Source organism: Photobacterium sanguinicancri (assembly GCF_024346675.1).
Taxonomy (GTDB): Bacteria; Pseudomonadota; Gammaproteobacteria; order Enterobacterales; family Vibrionaceae; genus Photobacterium; species Photobacterium sanguinicancri.
Window position 1 is genome coordinate 2,846,021 of the sequence record NZ_AP024850.1, and the last position, 19,367, is coordinate 2,865,387.

Consider the following 19,367-nt stretch of genomic DNA (forward strand, 5'->3'; position numbering starts at 1 on the left):
TAACTTAGAAAACCGCTTAACCTAAAAAGCCGCTACGTGCGAGCAGATCCATTGTCACTTCGGACTTCTTATCTGCAGCTTTGTCACCTAACATTAGACGCTCAAGATAACGAGCAATCACATCTACTTCTAAGTTCACCTTACGGCCAACTTTGAAAGCTTCCATCGTCGTTTCTGCCGCTGTATGCGGCACAATGGTCAGCTTAAATTCATTACCACGAATCGCATTGATAGTAAGACTGATACCATCAATCGCCACCGAGCCTTTCTCTGCTAAATATTTAGCTAAATTATCCGGCGCACTCACCCAAAATTCAATAGCACGGCCAGTATGCTGACGCTCAATGATCTCACCGACGTTATCAACATGACCCGATACCATATGGCCACCAAAACGCGTAGTTGGCAGCATTGCCTTTTCAAGGTTAACAACCTGCCCGGCTTGATAATCGACGAATGCTGTTCGCTTTAATGTTTCTAACGACAAGTCAGCAACGTAACCATTGCCTGTTAGTTGCACGACGGTGAGGCAAACACCGTTAGTCGCAATACTGTCGCCTAACTTTACATCGCCTAAATCCAAATCACCTGACGCAACCGTCACTGAAATGTCTTCACCTTTTGGGGTTAACGCAGTAATAGTGCCGACTGCTTCAATAATGCCTGTAAACATGAATATTTTTCCTTTCCGCAGATTACGGTGTTAAACCTGCCCTGATACGCTAGCTGTGATACGAATATCAGGGCCTACGGTACGTACATCTGAAATCGTTAATGTTGGAACGTGGGACATCGACGTTAAGCCCAACAAATCGACTAAACCACGACTATCACTTCCCATTAGTTTAGGGGCTTGATAGAGGATAAGCTCATCCACTAATTTCGCGTTGATCAGTGCACCAGCCAAACCAGCACCCGCTTCCACCCAAATATGGTTAATATCGTGGTCACGTGCTAACTGTTGCATTAGCTCTTTAAGATCTACCTGTGCAGTCTCTGTGTTCGTGGTGTCAGAGCTAGGTACAGTGATCTGTTGAACCGATTCAGGCCAAGCTAATTGATCACATTGACGACGAGCAAGCAGTGTCTGTCCTGGCAGTTGAGCAAGACGACACGTTGGGGAAACACGGTTTTGGCTATCGATAATAATGCGCGTCGGTTGACGCAGATTGTCTTGCGGTGAATCGGTTTGAGGGTAATCGGCTTGAATATCAGCGCTCAACTCAGACCAACGGACATTCAATGAAGGGTCATCAGCTAACACCGTAGCGCTAGTAGATAAAATAGCACCCGATTGAGCACGGTAGGCTTGAACATCAGCACGCGCTTGCGGGCTAGTGATCCACTGACTCTCACCATTGGCTAACGCTGTTCGACCATCAAGGCTGGCTGCTAGCTTGAGTTGTACAAATGGCAGACCTGTTTTCATCCGTTTAATGAAACCACGATTAAGCGCTTTGGCGTCGGCTTCAAGTAAACCTGTTTGCACCTCAATACCCGCCGCTTCAAGCATTGCGATGCCACGTCCTGCGACCTTAGGATTTGGATCCACCATGGCACAGACAACACGCGTAACATTCGCCTTAACGAGCGCTTCAGCACAAGGAGGGGTTCGGCCATAATGAGAGCATGGCTCTAGCGTGACATAAGCGGTAGCACCTTTGGCACGCTCACCCGCTTCACGAAGCGCAAAAACTTCGGCATGGGGTTGCCCAGCTTGATAATGATAACCTTGACCAACAATGTGATCGCCTTGAGCAATCACGCAGCCAACATTAGGGTTAGGGGCCGTAGTAAAACGACCACGCTTTGCTAATTGCAAAGCGTGTAACATCATAGAATGATCTAGAGAAGAAAACATGCGTGGCTACTTTTCTAATTTAGCGATTTCTTCGCCAAATTCTCGGATATCTTCAAAGCTGCGATAAACAGAGGCAAAACGGATATACGCCACCTTATCAAGCTCTTTTAACGCTTCCATGACCAAGTTACCGATCATGTCAGACGCAACTTCACGCTCACCTGTCGCACGTAATTGAGACTTAATGGTATTGATCGCTTTTTCAATATCATCTGCGCTTACAGGACGTTTTTCTAACGCTCGTTGAATACCACCACGCAACTTATCTTCGTTGAATGGGTCACGGTTTCCATTTGTTTTAATTACACGCGGCATCACCAATTCAGCCGTTTCAAACGTGGTATAACGTTCATTACAAGCTAAACATTGACGACGACGACGTACTTGGTGGCCATCGGCAACCAAGCGAGAATCGATTACTTTGGTGTCATTGGCACCACAAAAAGGACAGTGCATCGTGCCTCCTCATTTTCGTCGAATCAGTGTACCGCATTTCAAACGTTTATTGAGTATATATCCGCGGTTTTTACGCTTATTTACTGCCTTATTATTCCCTAACGCAAAACGGCACCTTAAAGGTGCCGTTTATTTATACGCGAGATACGAAATTAAGCGTAAACAGGAAGGCGCTTACAAATCTCTAGTACTTTCGCTTTAGTCGCTTCAATCACCGCTGGGTTCTCGATATCATCAAGAATGTCACAAATCCAACCCGCAAGTTGTTTAGTGTCTTCAGCCGTAAAGCCACGGCGTGTGATAGAAGGCGTACCGATACGGATACCCGAAGTAACAAATGGGCTACGAGGATCGTTTGGTACACTGTTCTTGTTCACGGTAATGTTTGCAGCACCTAGCGCGGCATCTGCTTCTTTACCTGTGATGTTTTTGTTGATTAGGTCAACAAGGAACAGGTGGTTTTCAGTGCTACCAGAAACGATGTTGTAACCGCGCTCTAGGAATTCACCAACCATTACTTTTGCGTTTTCAACAACGCGCGCTTGGTATTCTTTAAACTCAGGTTCCATGGCTTCTTTGAATGCTACCGCTTTTGCAGCAATAACATGCATTAGTGGGCCACCTTGGCCACCAGGGAATACAGCAGAGTTCAGTTTCTTGTAAAGATCTTCGCCTTCACAAGAAAGAATTAGACCACCACGAGGACCAGCAAGCGTTTTATGCGTTGTTGTTGTAACAACGTGTGCATGAGGTACTGGGTTAGGGTAAACACCCGCAGCAATCAGGCCAGCAACGTGTGCCATATCAACGAAGAAGTATGCGCCAACTTTATCTGCGATTTCACGCATGCGCGCCCAATCACAAATTTGAGAGTAAGCAGAGAAACCACCGATGATCATTTTCGGCTTGTGCTCTACTGCAAGTGCTTCCATTTCTTCGTAATCAATCTGACCCGCTTCATCAATACCGTAAGGAATGATGTTGTAAAGCTTACCAGAGAAGTTTACTGGTGAACCGTGTGTTAGGTGACCACCGTGTGCCAAGCTCATACCAAGTACAGTATCGCCAGCATTAAGAAGTGCCATGTAAACAGCATTATTGGCTTGAGAACCTGAGTGAGGCTGTACGTTCGCGTACTCGGCACCAAATAGCTGACATGCACGATCAATAGCAAGTTGTTCAGCTTTATCTACGAATTCACAACCACCGTAGTAACGCTTACCAGGGTAACCTTCAGCGTATTTGTTAGTTAGCTGAGAACCTTGTGCTTCCATTACACGTGGGCTTGTGTAGTTTTCAGAAGCAATTAACTCGATGTGCTCTTCTTGACGTGCAGTTTCTTCCTGAATAGCTGCAAACAGTTCAGCGTCGTAATCGGCAATATTCATGTCGCGCTTTAGCATCTGTATCTCCTGACTCAGATAGGTATAACCACAAAATTCTAACAAAAACTGGATTCACGCAAAGCGAGTAACCATGCGGACGCAAACGTTTTCGTCTAACCAGTAACTGATGCCATATTTTACATAAATTGATCTAAATCAGATACCCTTCAAATTACTTTTTATTGGATTTCTTCATGTTTATTTTCAATGTCACCATGAATTCGTTTCATCTTGGCTACAATTTGAGGCTAAGCCTGTAAAGATCAAGTAGATAGATTTATCAAGAAAGTCATCAAAATTAATATTTACAACTCCGTACAAATATTATTACACCCACCAAAAACCACCTACCCTCACAACCTTCTTTCTTGTCATAAATGACTATATGATGCGCTCCAATTACTTATCCATTTTCATCGACCCTGCCTGCGCAGCAAGCCCGCATTAGCATGACTTACATACGGGTGATACGAGGAGCTATTTTTGAGCAGTAACAAGCATTCTATTTCAGAAAACATTATCGCCATTCTTACTGGTACTTTCGTCGTAGCCCAAGGCGTATTCTTTCTTCAGCAAGCCGATTTACTGACTGGTGGCACAACAGGTCTTGCGTTACTTGCGAGCCAGTTTATCGATCTGTCGTTTGGTCAGTTGTACTTTATGATGAACTGCCCGTTTTACCTGATGGCTTGGTTCCGCATGGGTAAATCATTTGCTCTAACCAGCATTCTTTCTGGTGGATTGGTGTCTATCATCACCGATAACCTTCATCACGTGCTGGAGATCAGTCGTCTTGAACCGCTCTACTGTGCCCTGATTGGTGGAGTACTAATGGGGTTAGGTATGTTGATCCTATTTCGTCATAAAACCAGCCTAGGTGGCTTTAATGTGCTGGTTCTGTTTCTGCAAGAAAAGATGGGATGGTCAGCAGGCAAACTGCAAATGGGCATTGATTTCAGCATACTTGTTGCATCTTTCTTCCTTGTTAGCCCAATGACCCTTCTATTCTCTGTAGTCGGTGCGTTCATGTTGAACTTAGTATTGGCGATGAACCACAAACCGGGACGCTATAGCAGCGAGCTAAAGGCGCAAGCAAGTTAATCTTTATGCGCTAGGTGAACTCGATTTAAAATCAGACATGCAAAAAGAGGTCGCGATGTGCGACCTCTTTTTTATGATTATTTAACTGCTTAACTAAACGGTTATTGATTGTAAGCATTCAGCATCCACATTAGCTTTTCTTGCTCTCGGATATAATCACCCATCAATGCCGCTGTCCCTTCATCTTCAGCATCACCAGCTAACCCAAGAATACTACGCTGCATACCCAATAAGGTTTTAAAGCCCGCTTGTAAGCCACTAACACACTCACTACCTACATGCGCATTAAGGTGTTCTTTGATTTCACTGACCTGAAGGTACTGAGTAAAGCTATGTGATGGCGTTGCACCCAGTGTTAAAGCACGCTCTGCTAACTCATCAATTTTCACTTGTAGATCGGTATAAATTTCTTCAAATTTCGCATGTAATTCAAAGAACTCTCTACCTTTAATATTCCAGTGATAGCCACGTGTATTCATGTAGAGCACTTGATAATTGGCCAGCAACGTATTGAGTTGAGCAGCCAACTCATCAGATTTACCACTATCAAGCCCAATAATATTTTGTTGTCGCATAATTCGATTCCTCTTTGTTTTCTGCAATATTACGGGTGCTATCACTCAGACACCATTCGTATTGCTTTATACATTCAATAGCCAAAAACTATTGAAGTATAATTTTAACAAGTTTTAATCTATTAAAAACACGGGAATTCGACCAAGAAAGTAGCCGTAAAAAAGGTTTAGCAAACCAAGAGAAAGTAATAACAGCAGAAAGATGGAAAGAGAAAAATGGAAATGTAGAGGGCACATGGTGGCGTTGCAATAAGAACAAAGGGTTGTTGATAATTACTGGAGCGAAGGAGTTTCGCTCAAAAACCAAGAGGGAACGCAGAATTTATAGCCATAAATGAGCACTCCCGACACAGTTATTGAGCGAAATAAAACGAAGCTATCATCTCAATTTAGATCGCGTCTTCGTCCTCTTCACCAGTACGAATACGCACAACGCGCTCGACATCAAACATGAAGATTTTGCCATCACCGATTTTGCCTGTTTGCGCTATTTCAATAATGGTCTCAATACACTGTTCTGCCACTTCATCTGTAACTACAATTTCAAGCTTCACTTTAGGCAGAAAGTCGACCATGTATTCTGCACCACGGTATAGTTCTGTGTGGCCTTTCTGACGACCAAAACCTTTCACTTCAGAGACTGTCATCCCTGTGATGCCAACTTCGGCCAAAGCTTCACGTACATCATCCAGCTTAAATGGCTTAATAATGGCTTCGATTTTTTTCATTTTCTCGTCGTCCTTTTTGAGCGGAGGCTAATAGAATGATTATCTCAGAAACCCCTACTGTGCCTCAATGTATTTAACCACTTAGATCACAAAGGGTCATATTTATAATGAGTGAAGATCTATTGGCGAATCCATTTTTTTCAACAGTAAAAAGACAGCATAGAGCAAAATACTGATATTCAGAGCTAGTACGATATAGGCTCTTATTTCAACAGGGAAAAATAGCGGAACGAAGGGCACCAAGCTAAAGCTAAAAAACATGGTTGCGGCGGGTATAAAAAAATAGAGCGGTAAAAATCCCCAATGGCGGCCATTCAATAAGCCTACACTGGCTAAAACTCCTGACATCAGTACTAAAACTGCGATCACCACAGGCACGATACCCAATTGGTTATAGCTAAAGGCTAAAATAAACGCGTCGATATTGCGTAGCAAACAAACGGTAACAATGCAGCCCAACACACGCAGTGCCAGTGTGGATGTATATTGTTTTACAGTATCCAATGTGTATTTCATCCTTGAAAGTACAACGTCGTCTGAAAGCACCAATTCCATGTGACACAGACTATGTTCAGCGAACAAAACGCTAAATGATTAGCCGAGCATTTTAAGAGGAACACTTTAATGACTCAACACCAAACTCAGCAATTTGGGCAACTGCTCAACTTTTCCAATAATTCTCACACTTTTTTTTGCTTTAAAACAAAAAAATCGCCCATTAAGGCGATTTAATAACAAGATTTATCTAGTATTTGAATATTATGGCAACGGCTTATAAATAACTTTAATCGCATCCGCTGCAATACCGTATTTATACCCCCATGAGGTATAAGCACCACTAATACACACTTTATATTGCTGACCTTTCTGCAAATAAACAGATTCAATCAAAGGCGAAAAACGATAACTCTCCTCATACAGATCAAGCTGTGTACTCGATAACTCGGCATCATTCTCAAGCAACTGATACTTAACCTTATCTGAACCATAGCCATGACTGCGGCTAAAGCCCCCAGGGCTGTTCACGGCCACTTGATAATATCCATTTTCAACCACTTCAAATACCCATTCAGCTTTAGAATGGCTATCGGTCGAATAATAATAGTCATCACCATACTGGCCATTATCATCTGTTTTCAAGCTTCCCGGAACAGTGATATTAAAGTTACGATCTTGGTTATCCATTACCGTACCTTGTGGATCTAGACTAATAATGACAGGTTCTGGTACCTGACTTTTCTCGAGCATTTTAACCGCGTTATCCAGTTGTGCCTTCATTGCTAACATAGTTACTGATGATAACGTAGGATCAAAAGCCACCTGTTTCACACTCGCCAACGCTGTATTCAGCTGACTCACAGCCTCCGCAGAATACTGACCAGGCTGGTCACCCACCTGTACAGAAACAAGCAAAATTTCGGCTTGTTCAACCCACAGTTGCAACTCTGACCCCGCAGACATATTGGTATTGCTTGAGATATATTCAACCTTAATCGCATCTGCAATCAATGGGCCTGTGATGATCTCAACGCTACGATTATGTAAGGTGACTTTGTAATCATGGCTAGCATCAAAAACAAAATTACCTAATGTCACATACTGACCATTTGGCGCCGCAGGATAATTAAATGGCGCCGCGTTCTGAACACCGTCAACAAGATTGAACATACGATCTTTCGATTCACCAGCAGCAGAGAACACATTGTACTTAGCCCCTGTAGTGGCACCATGCGCAAAGAACATTGAGCCTTGAGCAAAGTTCGACGGCGTTCGCATTGATACACGGTATGTCCCGGGCTTATTTACGCGGAACCACCACGCAGCATGCGAAAAGTAGTTATCACCACTACCTGACGCGTACTGGTAGCGACCTCCTTGGCTATCATTAGGACGGTCTGCTTGGCTTACCCAATTACCCGTGATTTCAAAAGCGGCATCATCGTTATCAATAATACATGCCATCTCAGCCTCACAACTGGCGGGTTGCTTACTTACCAAAGTAATCGTGGGCAATGGGGTATCATTTTGATGCGGATCGACCTGACTTAATAAATTCGCATCTTTAACCATCACTTTCATTCCATTATGAGTGAAGAAATCACTCACCTGCCCCGTCATTTCAAGGAATAAACCACCTGAACGCTTAAGTGAATCTGCCGCTAAATAAATCAATGACAGGTGATCTTTACCCATGTTGCCAGATTTAAACGCTTCAACCAGCTGTTGATTATCCAACATCATACGTTGGATATTCTCAAGCGCCATGACAGGCGTAACGTGGGTGCCACGGTTAAATCGCGCGACCACTTTCAATGGTTGCTCATGCTCAGCGCTGACTGAAAAACTACGATTTAATGACGGGGTTATAGCATTATCAAGTTCATAACGTAACGACTGCAACCCAATTAATTTCACCATAGGCTCAGAGCCTGCGAGCGGCGCAGCAATACTGCCATCAAATGGCATAACAGGCTTACCGTCCGCACTGTTTGGAATAGTTTGATCTGGCAATGTTGTCATTGGTTGGCCATTCGCCGAGTATTGCTGATAGCCATTAGCATCGATAACAGGTGCTCCCCCCACAACCTCAGCCATATAAAGACCCGTATCGCTGGCTTTCAGCTTGGCAGCAAAGTTCAGTGGATCAACCCCATCAATCACACTCTGTAGCGTATAGAAATAATGCTCAAAGGATTTTGAACCTAACGTTAGTGGTTGCTCAGTATCCAAGTGTTTGAGGGCACCTAGGATTTCAGGGCGAAAGCTTGGTGAATGCTCAAGCAGCTTTGGTACCCCACCACCTGTGGTTAGCAATGCTGCGGCTTGAATTTTCGGTAAGTTTGGATTGTATTGACGCACCAAAGGATCGTTGTTTACAGCCACAAATGGCATTCCCAACACGCCACCTAACGAGTGACCAACAAAGTAAACGCGGCTAGTGTCGAAATCAGCGATACCATCGCCATCAAGGTCAATATTTTTCAGGCTAGCATTTAAATTCAATAAGTCAGAAATAGCTTGGCGCATCCGGTCACGCTGACTTAACACATTACTGAAATTCATAAAAGTCGAGCCCGAAGTGCCCTTAAGCGCGGCTAAATCCCAACTCATCGGCGTCAACTCACCCGTAGGGGTACGTGTCGCACCAAAGTGACGCTCAACAATACCATCCATCTCACCTAATCGAGTTTGAAGTTCAACTTGAGTTTGGCGTTCGCTATCAGTCAGTGCTGCTTGGCTCGCTAACTGACTCAGTGTTTTTTCAGTTTCAGCGCGAAGAGAGTCCATCCCAAAACCAATAAATGGTGATGGTAGCGCTGTACTGCCAATCAATAATTGAGGGGATATCCCGTGCAGCGGTAAATCCATCGCTATCGTGGCAAAACAAGCATTATCCGGACGTTCTTTATCGCACAGCGATGCTAGTGCCATACCAGCAGGAAAACTGTTACTGCGGTCGCCCAAAATACCATGTTGGAAGATCACCACAGGCCAACCACCAATAGGTTTATTCCCTTCAGGCAGAGTAACCAAAAAAGGCACTTTATATTCGGCTTGCTGATCAGGGGATGATAATGCATTTTTTGCACCAATAGACGCTGAATGCGGTTCACGGTATTGCCATTCATCATGACCAAATTCCGCCAATGCGCTCGCTTTAATATGGCGTTTGTCATCCAATTCTGGCGCGGCTAAATAATACGGTAAACTAATATGTCCCTGAAAAAACTTGACCTTCGGATAACCAAACGAAGCAAACTCGAACCCCTGAACACCATTCGTCAGCAAATCATCCAACAGTGAACCATCTAGCTTAAAATCTTGATATTGCAATTTGAGCTGATCAACTTGCTCAACAGATAGATTAAATTGTTGTGCCAGTACTTGGCTATCGAGAGAATTAAATACAACCCCAAGTTTTTGCAAAAACGGATCGAGCATATCGCCAATCGATAAGTCTCGGCGAATAATTCCCACTTCTCGAGGTTGTGGGATTGCATTACCGTGAGAGACAGAAGCAAGCAAATCATCCGCTTGCTGCTCTGTTACCCCTTGATTCATCAGAGCCGCTTTCGGGCTAGCTAAAGATTCAAGCTGCTCTGTGCCGACAGTTGTTGTAAATGTAAAAGCATGCGCAATTTGCTCTGCCACTTTCTTGCGATCATCGGACAAGTAACTTGATTGCCCTCTTTCAATAAAACCACCGGCAATGGCGGCCAATACATCACTGGCCATATTGTGCCAACGTAAAACAACAGCAGCTATTGGCAAACCTTCAGCCGAAGGGCTTGAGTGACTAAAACGATGATAATCTTGAGAAGGGACAATCGCTCGCCCTTGGCAGTCACGCAACGTATTAGCAAGGATCACTAAATACTTAGTGTTTGGTGCTAATGGTAATAATGGGCTAATTCGCAGTACACTCGCTTCCCCATCTAAAGTAACCACGTTGGCTCGGATTTGTTGTTGAGCCAGTTTACGCGGATCAACCAACTGACCACCATAGCCTTGAAAATTGTCCAGCAACATTACATCGCCTTGGCCAGACTGTAGTGGCAACACGAATACATTTTGAGTTGAGCCACTATAAGAGACGCTATTAGGATCAAGTGGCTGGCTAAAGCTCACATCAAATTGCGCCGATGTAGAAAAACCAAAATTGTCAGCCAAGGTTAACCCTCGCCCCCCATTAATACTCACAACCCCATCATCTGGCGTCTGATAATCAATACCTGCCGCTAGACGAGAACCAAAACGTAAATCATTCACCAAATCCATTTGTTGGCTGAGCGGCGCAAAGAGTACATGCGGCCGATCGCCAGTGTGATACGTGGTTGTTACCGAATTGTCATCAGGAGACGAACGGTCAAAACAGCCTGCCATTGACGCACTCAAGGCCAACACCACAAAACAACCTTTAAGAGAAAGGCGGTGAGATCGGTTTATAGATTGAAATGAATTACCAAACACTAGACACCATAAATCAAGACAGCAACTACTCCCTTTTCAATCAATAAACTTCAACCACCACACAATACGCAGGGAAAAATCATCGATAACAGGTTGTAATGCTATTTAGCAGAAATAGAAGCAAACGATAATAATCATCATCACGAAAGTCCGAAGAACCAAAGCGTTATACCAGCGACCATTAAACAACTAGTTAACTTATTGATGGTATTGGAACTTTATGATGACGCTAGGGTAGTAATATAATTATGCTTCTAATGAAAGGGGCGCGATTATACAGATAATGTCTTATTGAGAGGTCGGAGGTGAAGCTTGAAATGGTGAATAAAAAGGCAGTTACAACTGAATAAACAAACATCGGGCAAAAAGCCTGCCCGATGTTTAATTTTACAGCTATTAACCGATGTTAACGCGTGCATTACGGAACATACGCATCCATGGGCTGTTTTCGCTCCAATCATCTGGGTGCCATGAGTTCGCAACAGTACGGAATACACGCTCAGGGTGCGGCATCATGATAGTCACGCGGCCATCTTGTGTCGTCAGACCCGTAATACCATTTGGCGAACCGTTCGGGTTGGCTGGGTAGTTCTGCGTCACGTTACCGAAGTTATCTAAGTAACGCAGTGCCACTGTACCTGATTGCTCGATTGCAGCAAGGTGCTCAGCATTACGAACTTCGACACGACCTTCACCGTGAGAAACCGCGATTGGCATGCGAGAACCTGTCATTTCATTAAAGAACAACGAGTCACTCTTCTGTACTTCAACCAAGCTAAAGCGCGCTTCAAAACGCTCTGATTCGTTACGCACGAAGCGTGGCCATAGCTCTGCGCCAGGGATCAAATCACGTAGATTCGACATCATCTGACAACCATTACACACACCTAATGCTAGGGTGTCGTTACGATGGAAGAAAGCTTCAAACTGATCACGCGCCATGTTGTTGAACAAAATTGACTTCGCCCAACCTTCACCCGCGCCCAATACATCACCATAAGAGAAGCCGCCACACGCGACCAACCCATTGAAGCCATCAAGCTTCACGTCGCCAGACAGAATATCGCTCATGTGAACATCTTTCGCTTCAAAGCCAGCGCGGTCAAATGCGGCTGCCATTTCAACATGGGAGTTCACACCCTGCTCACGCAAGATAGCCATTTGTGGTTTTGCACCCGTGTTGATTGCAGGTGCAATAAACGGTGCAGCCACATCTTCGTTAATATCGAATGTTAGCTTGGTGTTTAGACCTGGGTCGCTGTTGTCTTTCTTCGCTTCAAACTCTTGCAGTGCACCAGCTGGGTTATCACGCATCGCTTGCATTTGGTAGGTTGTTTCAGCCCAAATAGTACGAAGTTCAGTACGGTTTTGCTCTAGCACTTGGTCGTTACCATTCCAAATGCGAACAATGTCTTCATCAACCACAGTACCAATGATGTGGCTACAATCATCTAAGCCGTTTGCAGCCAATACCGCTTGTACGGCTTCTAGGTCTTCAGTGCGAATCTGTAGCACCGCGCCCAATTCTTCGTTGAACAGGGTAGCGAGTACATCGTCACACTCGTCACCGTCAGTGGTGTTCAAATCAACTTCAACACCGGTGTGACCAGCAAATGCCATTTCTGCTAGCGTCACGTATAAGCCACCATCACCACGGTCATGGTAAGCCAGCACTTGCTCATCACGTACTAGCTGTTGAACTGCAGTGAAGAAGCCTTTCAGTAATTCAGGGCTATCAACGTCTGCTGGTTTATCACCAAGCTGCTTATAAACTTGCGCCAGAGCTGTTGCACCAAGGCGGTTTTGACCACAACCTAAGTCGATAAGCACTAGGCTTGAATCGCCTTTATCGGTACGCAGCTGAGGCGTTACTGTTTTGCGAACATCTTCTACACGGCCGAAAGCAGTAATCACAAGCGATAATGGTGAGGTCACTTCTTTGTGTTCACCGTCTTGTTCCCATTGGGTTTTCATCGACATCGAATCTTTACCCACAGGAATCGTTAGACCCAGCGCTGGGCATAGTTCTTCGCCAATCGCTTTAACGGCTTCGTACAAACCCGCATCTTCACCAGGGTGACCTGCTGGCGACATCCAGTTAGCTGACAGATTAATACGCTTCATGTCGCCAATATCTGCACTTGCGATGTTGGTAATAGCCTCACCTACCGCTAAACGTGCCGATGCGCCAAAATCAAGCAGAGCAACAGGTGTACGCTCACCCATCGACATTGCTTCACCGTGGTAGGTGTCGTAACTTGCAGCAGTTACTGCACAGTTAGCAACGGGTACCTGCCATGGGCCAACCATTTGGTCACGAGCCACTAGGCCAGTAACCGTACGATCACCAATGGTGATAAGGAATGTTTTTTCTGCGACAGCTGGCAGACGAAGTACACGCTGGGTGGCTTCTTCTAAATCAATACCCGCACGGTCAATTGCCTGACCTTCAACTTTCAGCGTTTTTGCATCACGGTGCATCTTCGGCGCTTTACCCAATAGAATATCCATTGGCATATCGATTGGCGTATCGTCGAAGTGGCTATCTTCAAGCGTTAGGTGACGCTCTTCAGTCGCTTCACCGACCACAGCGTACGGTGCACGTTCGCGCTTACAAATGGCATCGAATGCCGCCATGTTTTCTGGCGCGATAGCCATCACATAGCGTTCTTGTGATTCGTTACACCAGATCTCTAGCGGGCTCATGCCTGGTTCGTCATTAGGTACATCACGTAGCTGGAATTTACCGCCACGTTCACCATCATCAACCAGCTCAGGTAATGCATTTGAGATACCGCCCGCGCCCACATCGTGGATAAAGGCGATTGGGTTGTTTTCACCCATCTGCCAACAACGGTCGATCACTTCCTGACAACGACGTTCCATTTCTGGGTTTTCACGCTGTACTGAAGCAAAATCAAGATCTTCTGCCGACTGGCCTGACGCCATTGATGATGCAGCACCGCCGCCAAGACCGATGTTCATTGCAGGACCACCCAGTACGATCAATTTCGCACCCACAGGGATCTCTTTTTTCTGAACATGATCAGCACGGATATTACCCATACCACCCGCAATCATGATTGGCTTGTGGTAACCACGTACTTCTTCGCCATTGTGTGACGTTACTTTCTCTTCGTACGTACGGAAGTAACCTAAAAGGTTAGGACGACCAAATTCGTTGTTAAATGCTGCGCCACCTAATGGGCCTTCCAGCATAATATCTAACGCGGTAACAATACGGCCCGGCTTTCCAAAATCGGTTTCCCAAGGTTGTTCAAAGCCCGGTACACGCAGGTTAGAAACCGTAAAGCCAACCAAACCAGCTTTTGGCTTACCACCAATCCCCGTCGCGCCTTCATCACGGATTTCACCGCCTGAACCTGTTGATGCGCCTGGCCAAGGTGAAATGGCCGTTGGGTGGTTATGTGTTTCAACTTTCATCAAGATATGTGCCGCTTCTTGATGGTAGTTATATTGGCGAGATTCTGGGTTCGGGAAGAAACGACCCACTTCAGAGCCTTCCATTACCGCTGCATTATCTTTGTAAGCAGACAGGACGTGCTCGTGGTTCTTTTCGTAAGTGTTTTTGATCATCTTAAACAGTGACTTGTCTTGATCAACACCGTCGATCGTCCAGTCAGCATTAAAGATTTTATGACGGCAATGCTCTGAGTTCGCTTGAGCGAACATCATCAATTCAATGTCATTCGGGTTGCGACCAAGTTTAGTGAAGTTTTCCACTAAGTAGTCAATTTCGTCTTCTGCTAATGCTAAGCCCAAAGTGACGTTTGCTTCTTCTAGTGCCGTACGGCCACCAGCAAGAATATCAACAGATTTCACTGGAGCAGGTTCAGCTTGAACAAACAAGGCTTGTGCGGCTTCAAATTCACCGTAAACCACTTCCATCATACGGTCGTGGATTAAGCCTTTCAGCTCTTCAATGTGTTCATTCGTTAGTGTTGCTGTCGCTTCGACGTAATACGCTGTACCACGCTCTAAACGTTTAACGTGTGTTAAACCACAGTTGCGGGCGATATCCGTTGATTTAGAAGACCATGGCGAAATAGTGCCAGGACGTGGCGTTACCAGTAGCAAGGTGCCAACTGGCTCATGCTCGGCAATCGTTGGGCCGTAGGTCAGCAGGCTTGCAAGCTTGATCTGCTCGTCGGCAGTAAGAGGCGCTGATAAATCAGCAAAGTGCATGAACTCGGCATAAATGCCAGTCACAGGCAGACCTAATTCGCGACAACGCTCTAATAGCTTATTAACGCGAAACTCAGATAGTGCGGGTGAACCACGCAAAATTTCCATGTGCGAACGACTCTCGATTAGCAGTTGAATGAAGGTGATATTGATCTAGTAATACATACCTGTTGGCATCTATTACCACATCAATGTCACCTTTTTCAGCAATTACACGGCTCAGTTTCGAGGTGTATAGCTCATGTTTGGGCGTAGTATAAGGGAAATTGTTTGGTGACGTAACACCTGACGCAACCGTTTGCGTGTTTTTTTTCCATTCACACGTAATTTCAGCATAAAAAAAGCATTTCCCGATCGTTTCAATAGCATTATCACCACAAAGCTGACAATCAGTATGCACCGGACCGATAATCTTAAATGTTATATTGAGTACATGATTACTATCAGGTTACTTTGATGATCCGTCGTCATTTGGTATAAAGAACACCAAACTATAATGATGAGCATGTATATTTGAACAGTCATTCATTCAACATTCGCTTCAAAGCCTTGGTACTGGTTGCATTTGCTTGCTTCGGCCTTAGTGGATGTAAATGGCAAAGCCAACCTCAAGACGACTTAGAACGCATTCGTGAAAGCGGTGTGCTTCGCGTTGGCACGCTGAATAATCAGCTTTCTTACTATATCGGTAATGACGGCCCAACAGGGCTAGATTATGAACTTGCCCAGCGCTTTGCCAAAAAGCTGGGGGTTAAGCTTGAAATGCAACCTATGTTCACCCTCTCTGGGCTTTTCCCTGCTTTAAAACGTCACGATGTCGATATTATTGCTGCTGGCTTAACCATTACCCCCGATCGTATCAATGCCTTTAAAGCCGCACCTGCTTACTACTTTGCTAGCCAAGTGGTGGTGTATAAAAAAGGGAATTGGCGCCCACGTAAACCAAGTGATCTAGCACTAAATAAAGGCAGCTTAAAAATAGTCAAAGGTTCAAGCCATGAAAAACGCTTACTGCAATTAAAAGAACTTTATCCTGACTTAGTATGGGAAGCCTCTGACGATACCGACAGTGATGAACTGCTACGTTTAGTGGCTGCTGGTGAACTTAACTTTACCGTGGCGGATTCAGTTGATGTGGCTTTGCTTCAACGTATTCACCCTGACATTGCTATCGCGATGGAGCTAACAGAAGACGAACCCATTGCTTGGTTTGTAAATCAATCACCCAACGACAGCTTGTATGCGCTGCTGATTGAGTTTTTTGGCGACATTCAGCAGAGTGGCGAACTGGCCAATCTAGAAGAGAAATACTTCGGCCATGTTGATTCTTTTGATTACGTCGACACCCGTGCATTCTTGCGGGCGATTGAGAAAAAGCTACCTCGCTGGGAAGCACTCTTTAAGCAATATTCCAACGAGTTTGACTGGCGTTTATTAGCAGCCTTATCTTACCAAGAATCGCACTGGAACCCTCGTGCAGTGTCACCAACAGGTGTGCGTGGCATGATGATGTTAACACTGCCAACCGCCAAATCAGTTGGCGTGAATAACCGCCTAGACCCCGAGCAGAGTATCCGTGGTGGTAGCGCGTATTTACGTAAAATGATTGCTCGCGTACCTGATAGTATCGAAGAGCATGAGAAAGTGTGGTTTGCCCTCGCCTCTTACAATGTTGGTTTTGGCCACATGATGGATGCCCGCCGCTTAACCCAAAAGCAAGGTGGTAACCCTGATGCGTGGAGTGATGTTAAACAACGTCTACCTTTACTGCGCCAGCGTAAATACTACAGCCAAACGCGTTACGGCTATGCCCGTGGTGATGAAGCTTTAAATTACGTCGAGAACATCCGTCGTTATTACCAAAGCATTATTGGTTACGAACAAGCGCACAGCGAGCCAGTACAAGATGAAGGCATCGCTAATATCGATGGCTTACAAATCATTCAGGCACCGCAAAAACAAGCGGTAAACGTAAGCGGAGCGACGTCTGCAAATGAATCAGAAAACAGTAGCGATGCTGTTCAGTAATAAGCCGTAGTACAAAATTTCACGAATAATTAAAGCCTGCCTTCCAAGCAGGCTTTTTCTTTACAAACTGTACTATTCGTAAACAATCTCACACTTGGTATGAGAAATAATGAGACCTAGCACGATGGTTTTAGAACAATGTCGTTCTCTTCAGCGTCGCTATAAGTAGTATTGATTTATATATAACGGACCCAGAATCAAGGGAGGATAAATGAAGCTATTTAAACGGAAATCCGCCAGTCCTACATTTCAAAAAAATATGACCTCCGCAGCGACCCGCCGTAAACGTCTGAGTGTTAACGTACGCCGAAAAATCTTATGGCGTCAGCGTAGCTATTCTCTGATCCAGCTTGGCGAGTGTGTGTAATTACTCGGTACTAATACCTTACTGTTAATCTCTACTAGCGCTGTTTTCACCATGAATGCGCCCAAGTCCTGTGCGACCGCCCATAGACAGATTCACTATAAGCTTGAAACAAAAAAGCTCAGTTTGATAAACAGACTGAGCTTTCTTTATAATATCGCGTCTTATCACTATGCCTCTTTATCGTTAGCCTCTAGTGCGCGACGTGCTTGTTTTTCTGCTTTCTTTTCCGCCCGACGACGCTTAAAAAAAGCTTGTAGTTGCGCACGGCATTCTGGCTCTAACACACCCGATTCACACAATACATGGTGATTCACTTGGTCGTAACTTAGCAAATTCATAGTACTGCCAGCGGCGCCCGTTTTTAGATCTGGCGCGCCATACACCACCTTACCGATTCGGCAATGCACCATAGCACCAGCACACATAGGACAAGGTTCTAAAGTCACGTACATAACCGCGTCCAATAAACGGTAGTTTTGCACCACTTTGCCAGCTTGGCGCAGTGCCATAATTTCAGCATGTGCAGTAGCATCATGCTGACCGATAGAGCGGTTCCACCCTTCTCCAATCACACGTCCATCTAATACCACGACAGCACCTACAGGTACTTCGCCTTCAGCTTCTGCGTTACCCGCCAATTCAATGGCACGGCGCATATAACGCTCATCTTGATGAGGGTCGGCTAGATGGATATCGGTAGAGGTTTGCTCGGTCACGATGATTCTCGTACTACAGGGGTTATGTTTGGCTCGGGATTATAACGAATTATAAGCATTAACCCAGTGCCAGTTTATTTTTCTAGGTTAAATTTAGTGCAAGGTAATCCACCAGCATCCGTACTTTTGGTGATAAATGCCGATTATGCGGATAGAGTGCCCAAATCCCCTCTTCAGGTTCTTGATACTGTGTCAGCACCGCCACTAAAGAACCATCAGCCAAATCGTCCGCTACATAATAATCTGGTAACTGACTTAATCCAGTGCCTTTACGCACCGCATCTAACAAACCATAGCCACTGTTACATCGCAAACTGCCGCCTACTTTGACCGATTTATCTTTTCCTTGCTCTTGAAAGTGCCAATGGTCATAGTTACCAACTAAACAATTATGCTGATGCAATTCAGATAACGAATGCGGTGTACCATACTTCGCCAAATAATCAGGCGAACCACACACAAACTGGGTACGCGTTGTTAAGCGTTTCGCCATCATACTCGAACTTGACAAGCGCCCTAATCGAATCGCCAAATCATATCCGGCCTCGACCAAATCGACCTGTTGATTGGTCAGATCCATATTGATCAATACGTCGGGATAAAGCTGCTGAAAGTCATTAATCAACGGCATAATAAATTTCTCCCCATAGGTCACTGGGGCGGTTAACTTCACTAACCCTTGGGGTTTATCTCGTAGGCTGGTGATAGCTCGCTCTGCCTCTTCCAACCCATCAAGAACTTGGCGGCAGTGTCGATAATAAATAGCGCCTTCTTCAGTCAGAGAAACTTTACGTGTAGTGCGGTAAAACAACTTAGTGCTTAGCCGACCTTCCAACGCACTGATCTGCCGACTCACTTGAGCAGTTGAAATGCCTAGCTGTTTAGCGGCACTGGTAAAGCTTTCACGCTCAGCGACGGCCACAAACTCCATCACCCCTTCCCACAGAAACATTATTACACCTGAGTAAAAGTA

Annotated in this window: 14 protein-coding genes; 3 read left to right on the forward strand and 11 right to left on the reverse strand. The window is 45.1% G+C overall.

What is annotated here, in order from left to right; translation table 11 throughout:
* Positions 1–16 precede the first annotated feature (16 nt).
* From OCU87_RS13225 to glyA, 4 genes are all read right to left on the reverse strand, one after another.
* Positions 17–673 carry a riboflavin synthase gene (locus OCU87_RS13225; RefSeq protein ID WP_062691027.1) on the reverse strand — a complete coding sequence of 219 codons (657 nt, stop codon included), beginning with the start codon at positions 671–673 and terminating at the stop codon, positions 17–19.
* 30 nt (positions 674–703) lie between these two features.
* The gene (gene ribD, locus OCU87_RS13230) at positions 704–1,861 is read right to left on the reverse strand and encodes a bifunctional diaminohydroxyphosphoribosylaminopyrimidine deaminase/5-amino-6-(5-phosphoribosylamino)uracil reductase RibD (RefSeq protein WP_261857367.1); all 1,158 of its coding nucleotides are present in this window, start codon (positions 1,859–1,861) and stop codon (positions 704–706) included.
* Positions 1,862–1,867: 6 nt separating this feature from the next.
* Positions 1,868–2,317, reverse strand: a complete 450-nt coding sequence (gene nrdR, locus OCU87_RS13235; protein ID WP_048898130.1) for a transcriptional regulator NrdR — start codon at positions 2,315–2,317, stop codon at positions 1,868–1,870.
* A gap of 152 nt (positions 2,318–2,469) precedes the next feature.
* Positions 2,470–3,720 (reverse strand): serine hydroxymethyltransferase, encoded by a 1,251-nt coding sequence (gene glyA / locus OCU87_RS13240; RefSeq protein ID WP_062691025.1) that lies wholly within the window; start codon positions 3,718–3,720, stop codon positions 2,470–2,472.
* Positions 3,721–4,185: 465 nt separating this feature from the next.
* Here glyA and OCU87_RS13245 point away from each other — a divergent pair, with 465 nt between their 5' ends.
* Positions 4,186–4,803, forward strand: a complete 618-nt coding sequence (locus tag OCU87_RS13245) for a YitT family protein (RefSeq protein WP_062691024.1) — start codon at positions 4,186–4,188, stop codon at positions 4,801–4,803.
* A gap of 101 nt (positions 4,804–4,904) precedes the next feature.
* On the opposite strand, the gene OCU87_RS13250 is transcribed toward OCU87_RS13245, so the two are convergent.
* From OCU87_RS13250 to purL, 5 genes are all read right to left on the reverse strand, one after another.
* A complete protein-coding gene (locus OCU87_RS13250) occupies positions 4,905–5,378 on the reverse strand; it encodes a Dps family protein (RefSeq protein WP_390960010.1) in 474 nt (157 codons plus the stop codon).
* Between the two features lie 389 nt (positions 5,379–5,767).
* Positions 5,768–6,106 carry a nitrogen regulatory protein P-II gene (gene glnB / locus OCU87_RS13255; RefSeq protein WP_062691022.1) on the reverse strand — a complete coding sequence of 113 codons (339 nt, stop codon included), beginning with the start codon at positions 6,104–6,106 and terminating at the stop codon, positions 5,768–5,770.
* A 102-nt stretch (positions 6,107–6,208) separates the two neighbouring features.
* Positions 6,209–6,610, reverse strand: coding sequence for a hypothetical protein (locus OCU87_RS13260; RefSeq protein WP_239928708.1), 402 nt, complete (start codon positions 6,608–6,610; stop codon positions 6,209–6,211).
* A gap of 255 nt (positions 6,611–6,865) precedes the next feature.
* Positions 6,866–11,002, reverse strand: a complete 4,137-nt coding sequence (locus OCU87_RS13265) for a golvesin C-terminal-like domain-containing protein (RefSeq protein WP_261857368.1) — start codon at positions 11,000–11,002, stop codon at positions 6,866–6,868.
* A 471-nt stretch (positions 11,003–11,473) separates the two neighbouring features.
* Positions 11,474–15,391, reverse strand: coding sequence for a phosphoribosylformylglycinamidine synthase (gene purL, locus OCU87_RS13270; protein ID WP_261857369.1), 3,918 nt, complete (start codon positions 15,389–15,391; stop codon positions 11,474–11,476).
* Positions 15,392–15,796: 405 nt separating this feature from the next.
* Between purL and mltF the strand changes: the two genes are divergently transcribed.
* Positions 15,797–17,311 (forward strand): membrane-bound lytic murein transglycosylase MltF, encoded by a 1,515-nt coding sequence (gene mltF / locus OCU87_RS13275; protein WP_083540967.1) that lies wholly within the window; start codon positions 15,797–15,799, stop codon positions 17,309–17,311.
* Between the two features lie 211 nt (positions 17,312–17,522).
* Positions 17,523–17,678 (forward strand): hypothetical protein, encoded by a 156-nt coding sequence (locus OCU87_RS13280; RefSeq protein WP_261857370.1) that lies wholly within the window; start codon positions 17,523–17,525, stop codon positions 17,676–17,678.
* A 167-nt stretch (positions 17,679–17,845) separates the two neighbouring features.
* On the opposite strand, the gene tadA is transcribed toward OCU87_RS13280, so the two are convergent.
* Entirely contained in the window at positions 17,846–18,334 is a 489-nt protein-coding gene (gene tadA / locus OCU87_RS13285) for a tRNA adenosine(34) deaminase TadA (protein ID WP_062690297.1), read from the reverse strand.
* 142 nt (positions 18,335–18,476) lie between these two features.
* A complete protein-coding gene (locus OCU87_RS13290) occupies positions 18,477–19,346 on the reverse strand; it encodes a LysR family transcriptional regulator (protein ID WP_094955930.1) in 870 nt (289 codons plus the stop codon).
* Between the last annotated feature and the right edge of the window lie 21 nt (positions 19,347–19,367).

Bases quoted from the DNA above. Each gene is read 5' to 3' on its own strand.
- OCU87_RS13225 (WP_062691027.1), bottom strand. From the start codon at position 673: ATGTTTACAGGCATTATTGAAGCAGTCGGCACTATTACTGCGTTAACC.
- ribD (WP_261857367.1), bottom strand. From the start codon at position 1,861: ATGTTTTCTTCTCTAGATCATTCTATGATGTTACACGCTTTGCAATTA.
- nrdR (WP_048898130.1), bottom strand. From the start codon at position 2,317: ATGCACTGTCCTTTTTGTGGTGCCAATGACACCAAAGTAATCGATTCT.
- glyA (WP_062691025.1), bottom strand. From the start codon at position 3,720: ATGCTAAAGCGCGACATGAATATTGCCGATTACGACGCTGAACTGTTT.
- OCU87_RS13250 (WP_390960010.1), bottom strand. From the start codon at position 5,378: ATGCGACAACAAAATATTATTGGGCTTGATAGTGGTAAATCTGATGAG.
- glnB (WP_062691022.1), bottom strand. From the start codon at position 6,106: ATGAAAAAAATCGAAGCCATTATTAAGCCATTTAAGCTGGATGATGTA.
- purL (WP_261857369.1), bottom strand. From the start codon at position 15,391: ATGGAAATTTTGCGTGGTTCACCCGCACTATCTGAGTTTCGCGTTAAT.
- OCU87_RS13280 (WP_261857370.1), top strand. From the start codon at position 17,523: ATGAAGCTATTTAAACGGAAATCCGCCAGTCCTACATTTCAAAAAAAT.
- tadA (WP_062690297.1), bottom strand. From the start codon at position 18,334: ATGCGCCGTGCCATTGAATTGGCGGGTAACGCAGAAGCTGAAGGCGAA.
- OCU87_RS13290 (WP_094955930.1), bottom strand. From the start codon at position 19,346: ATGTTTCTGTGGGAAGGGGTGATGGAGTTTGTGGCCGTCGCTGAGCGT.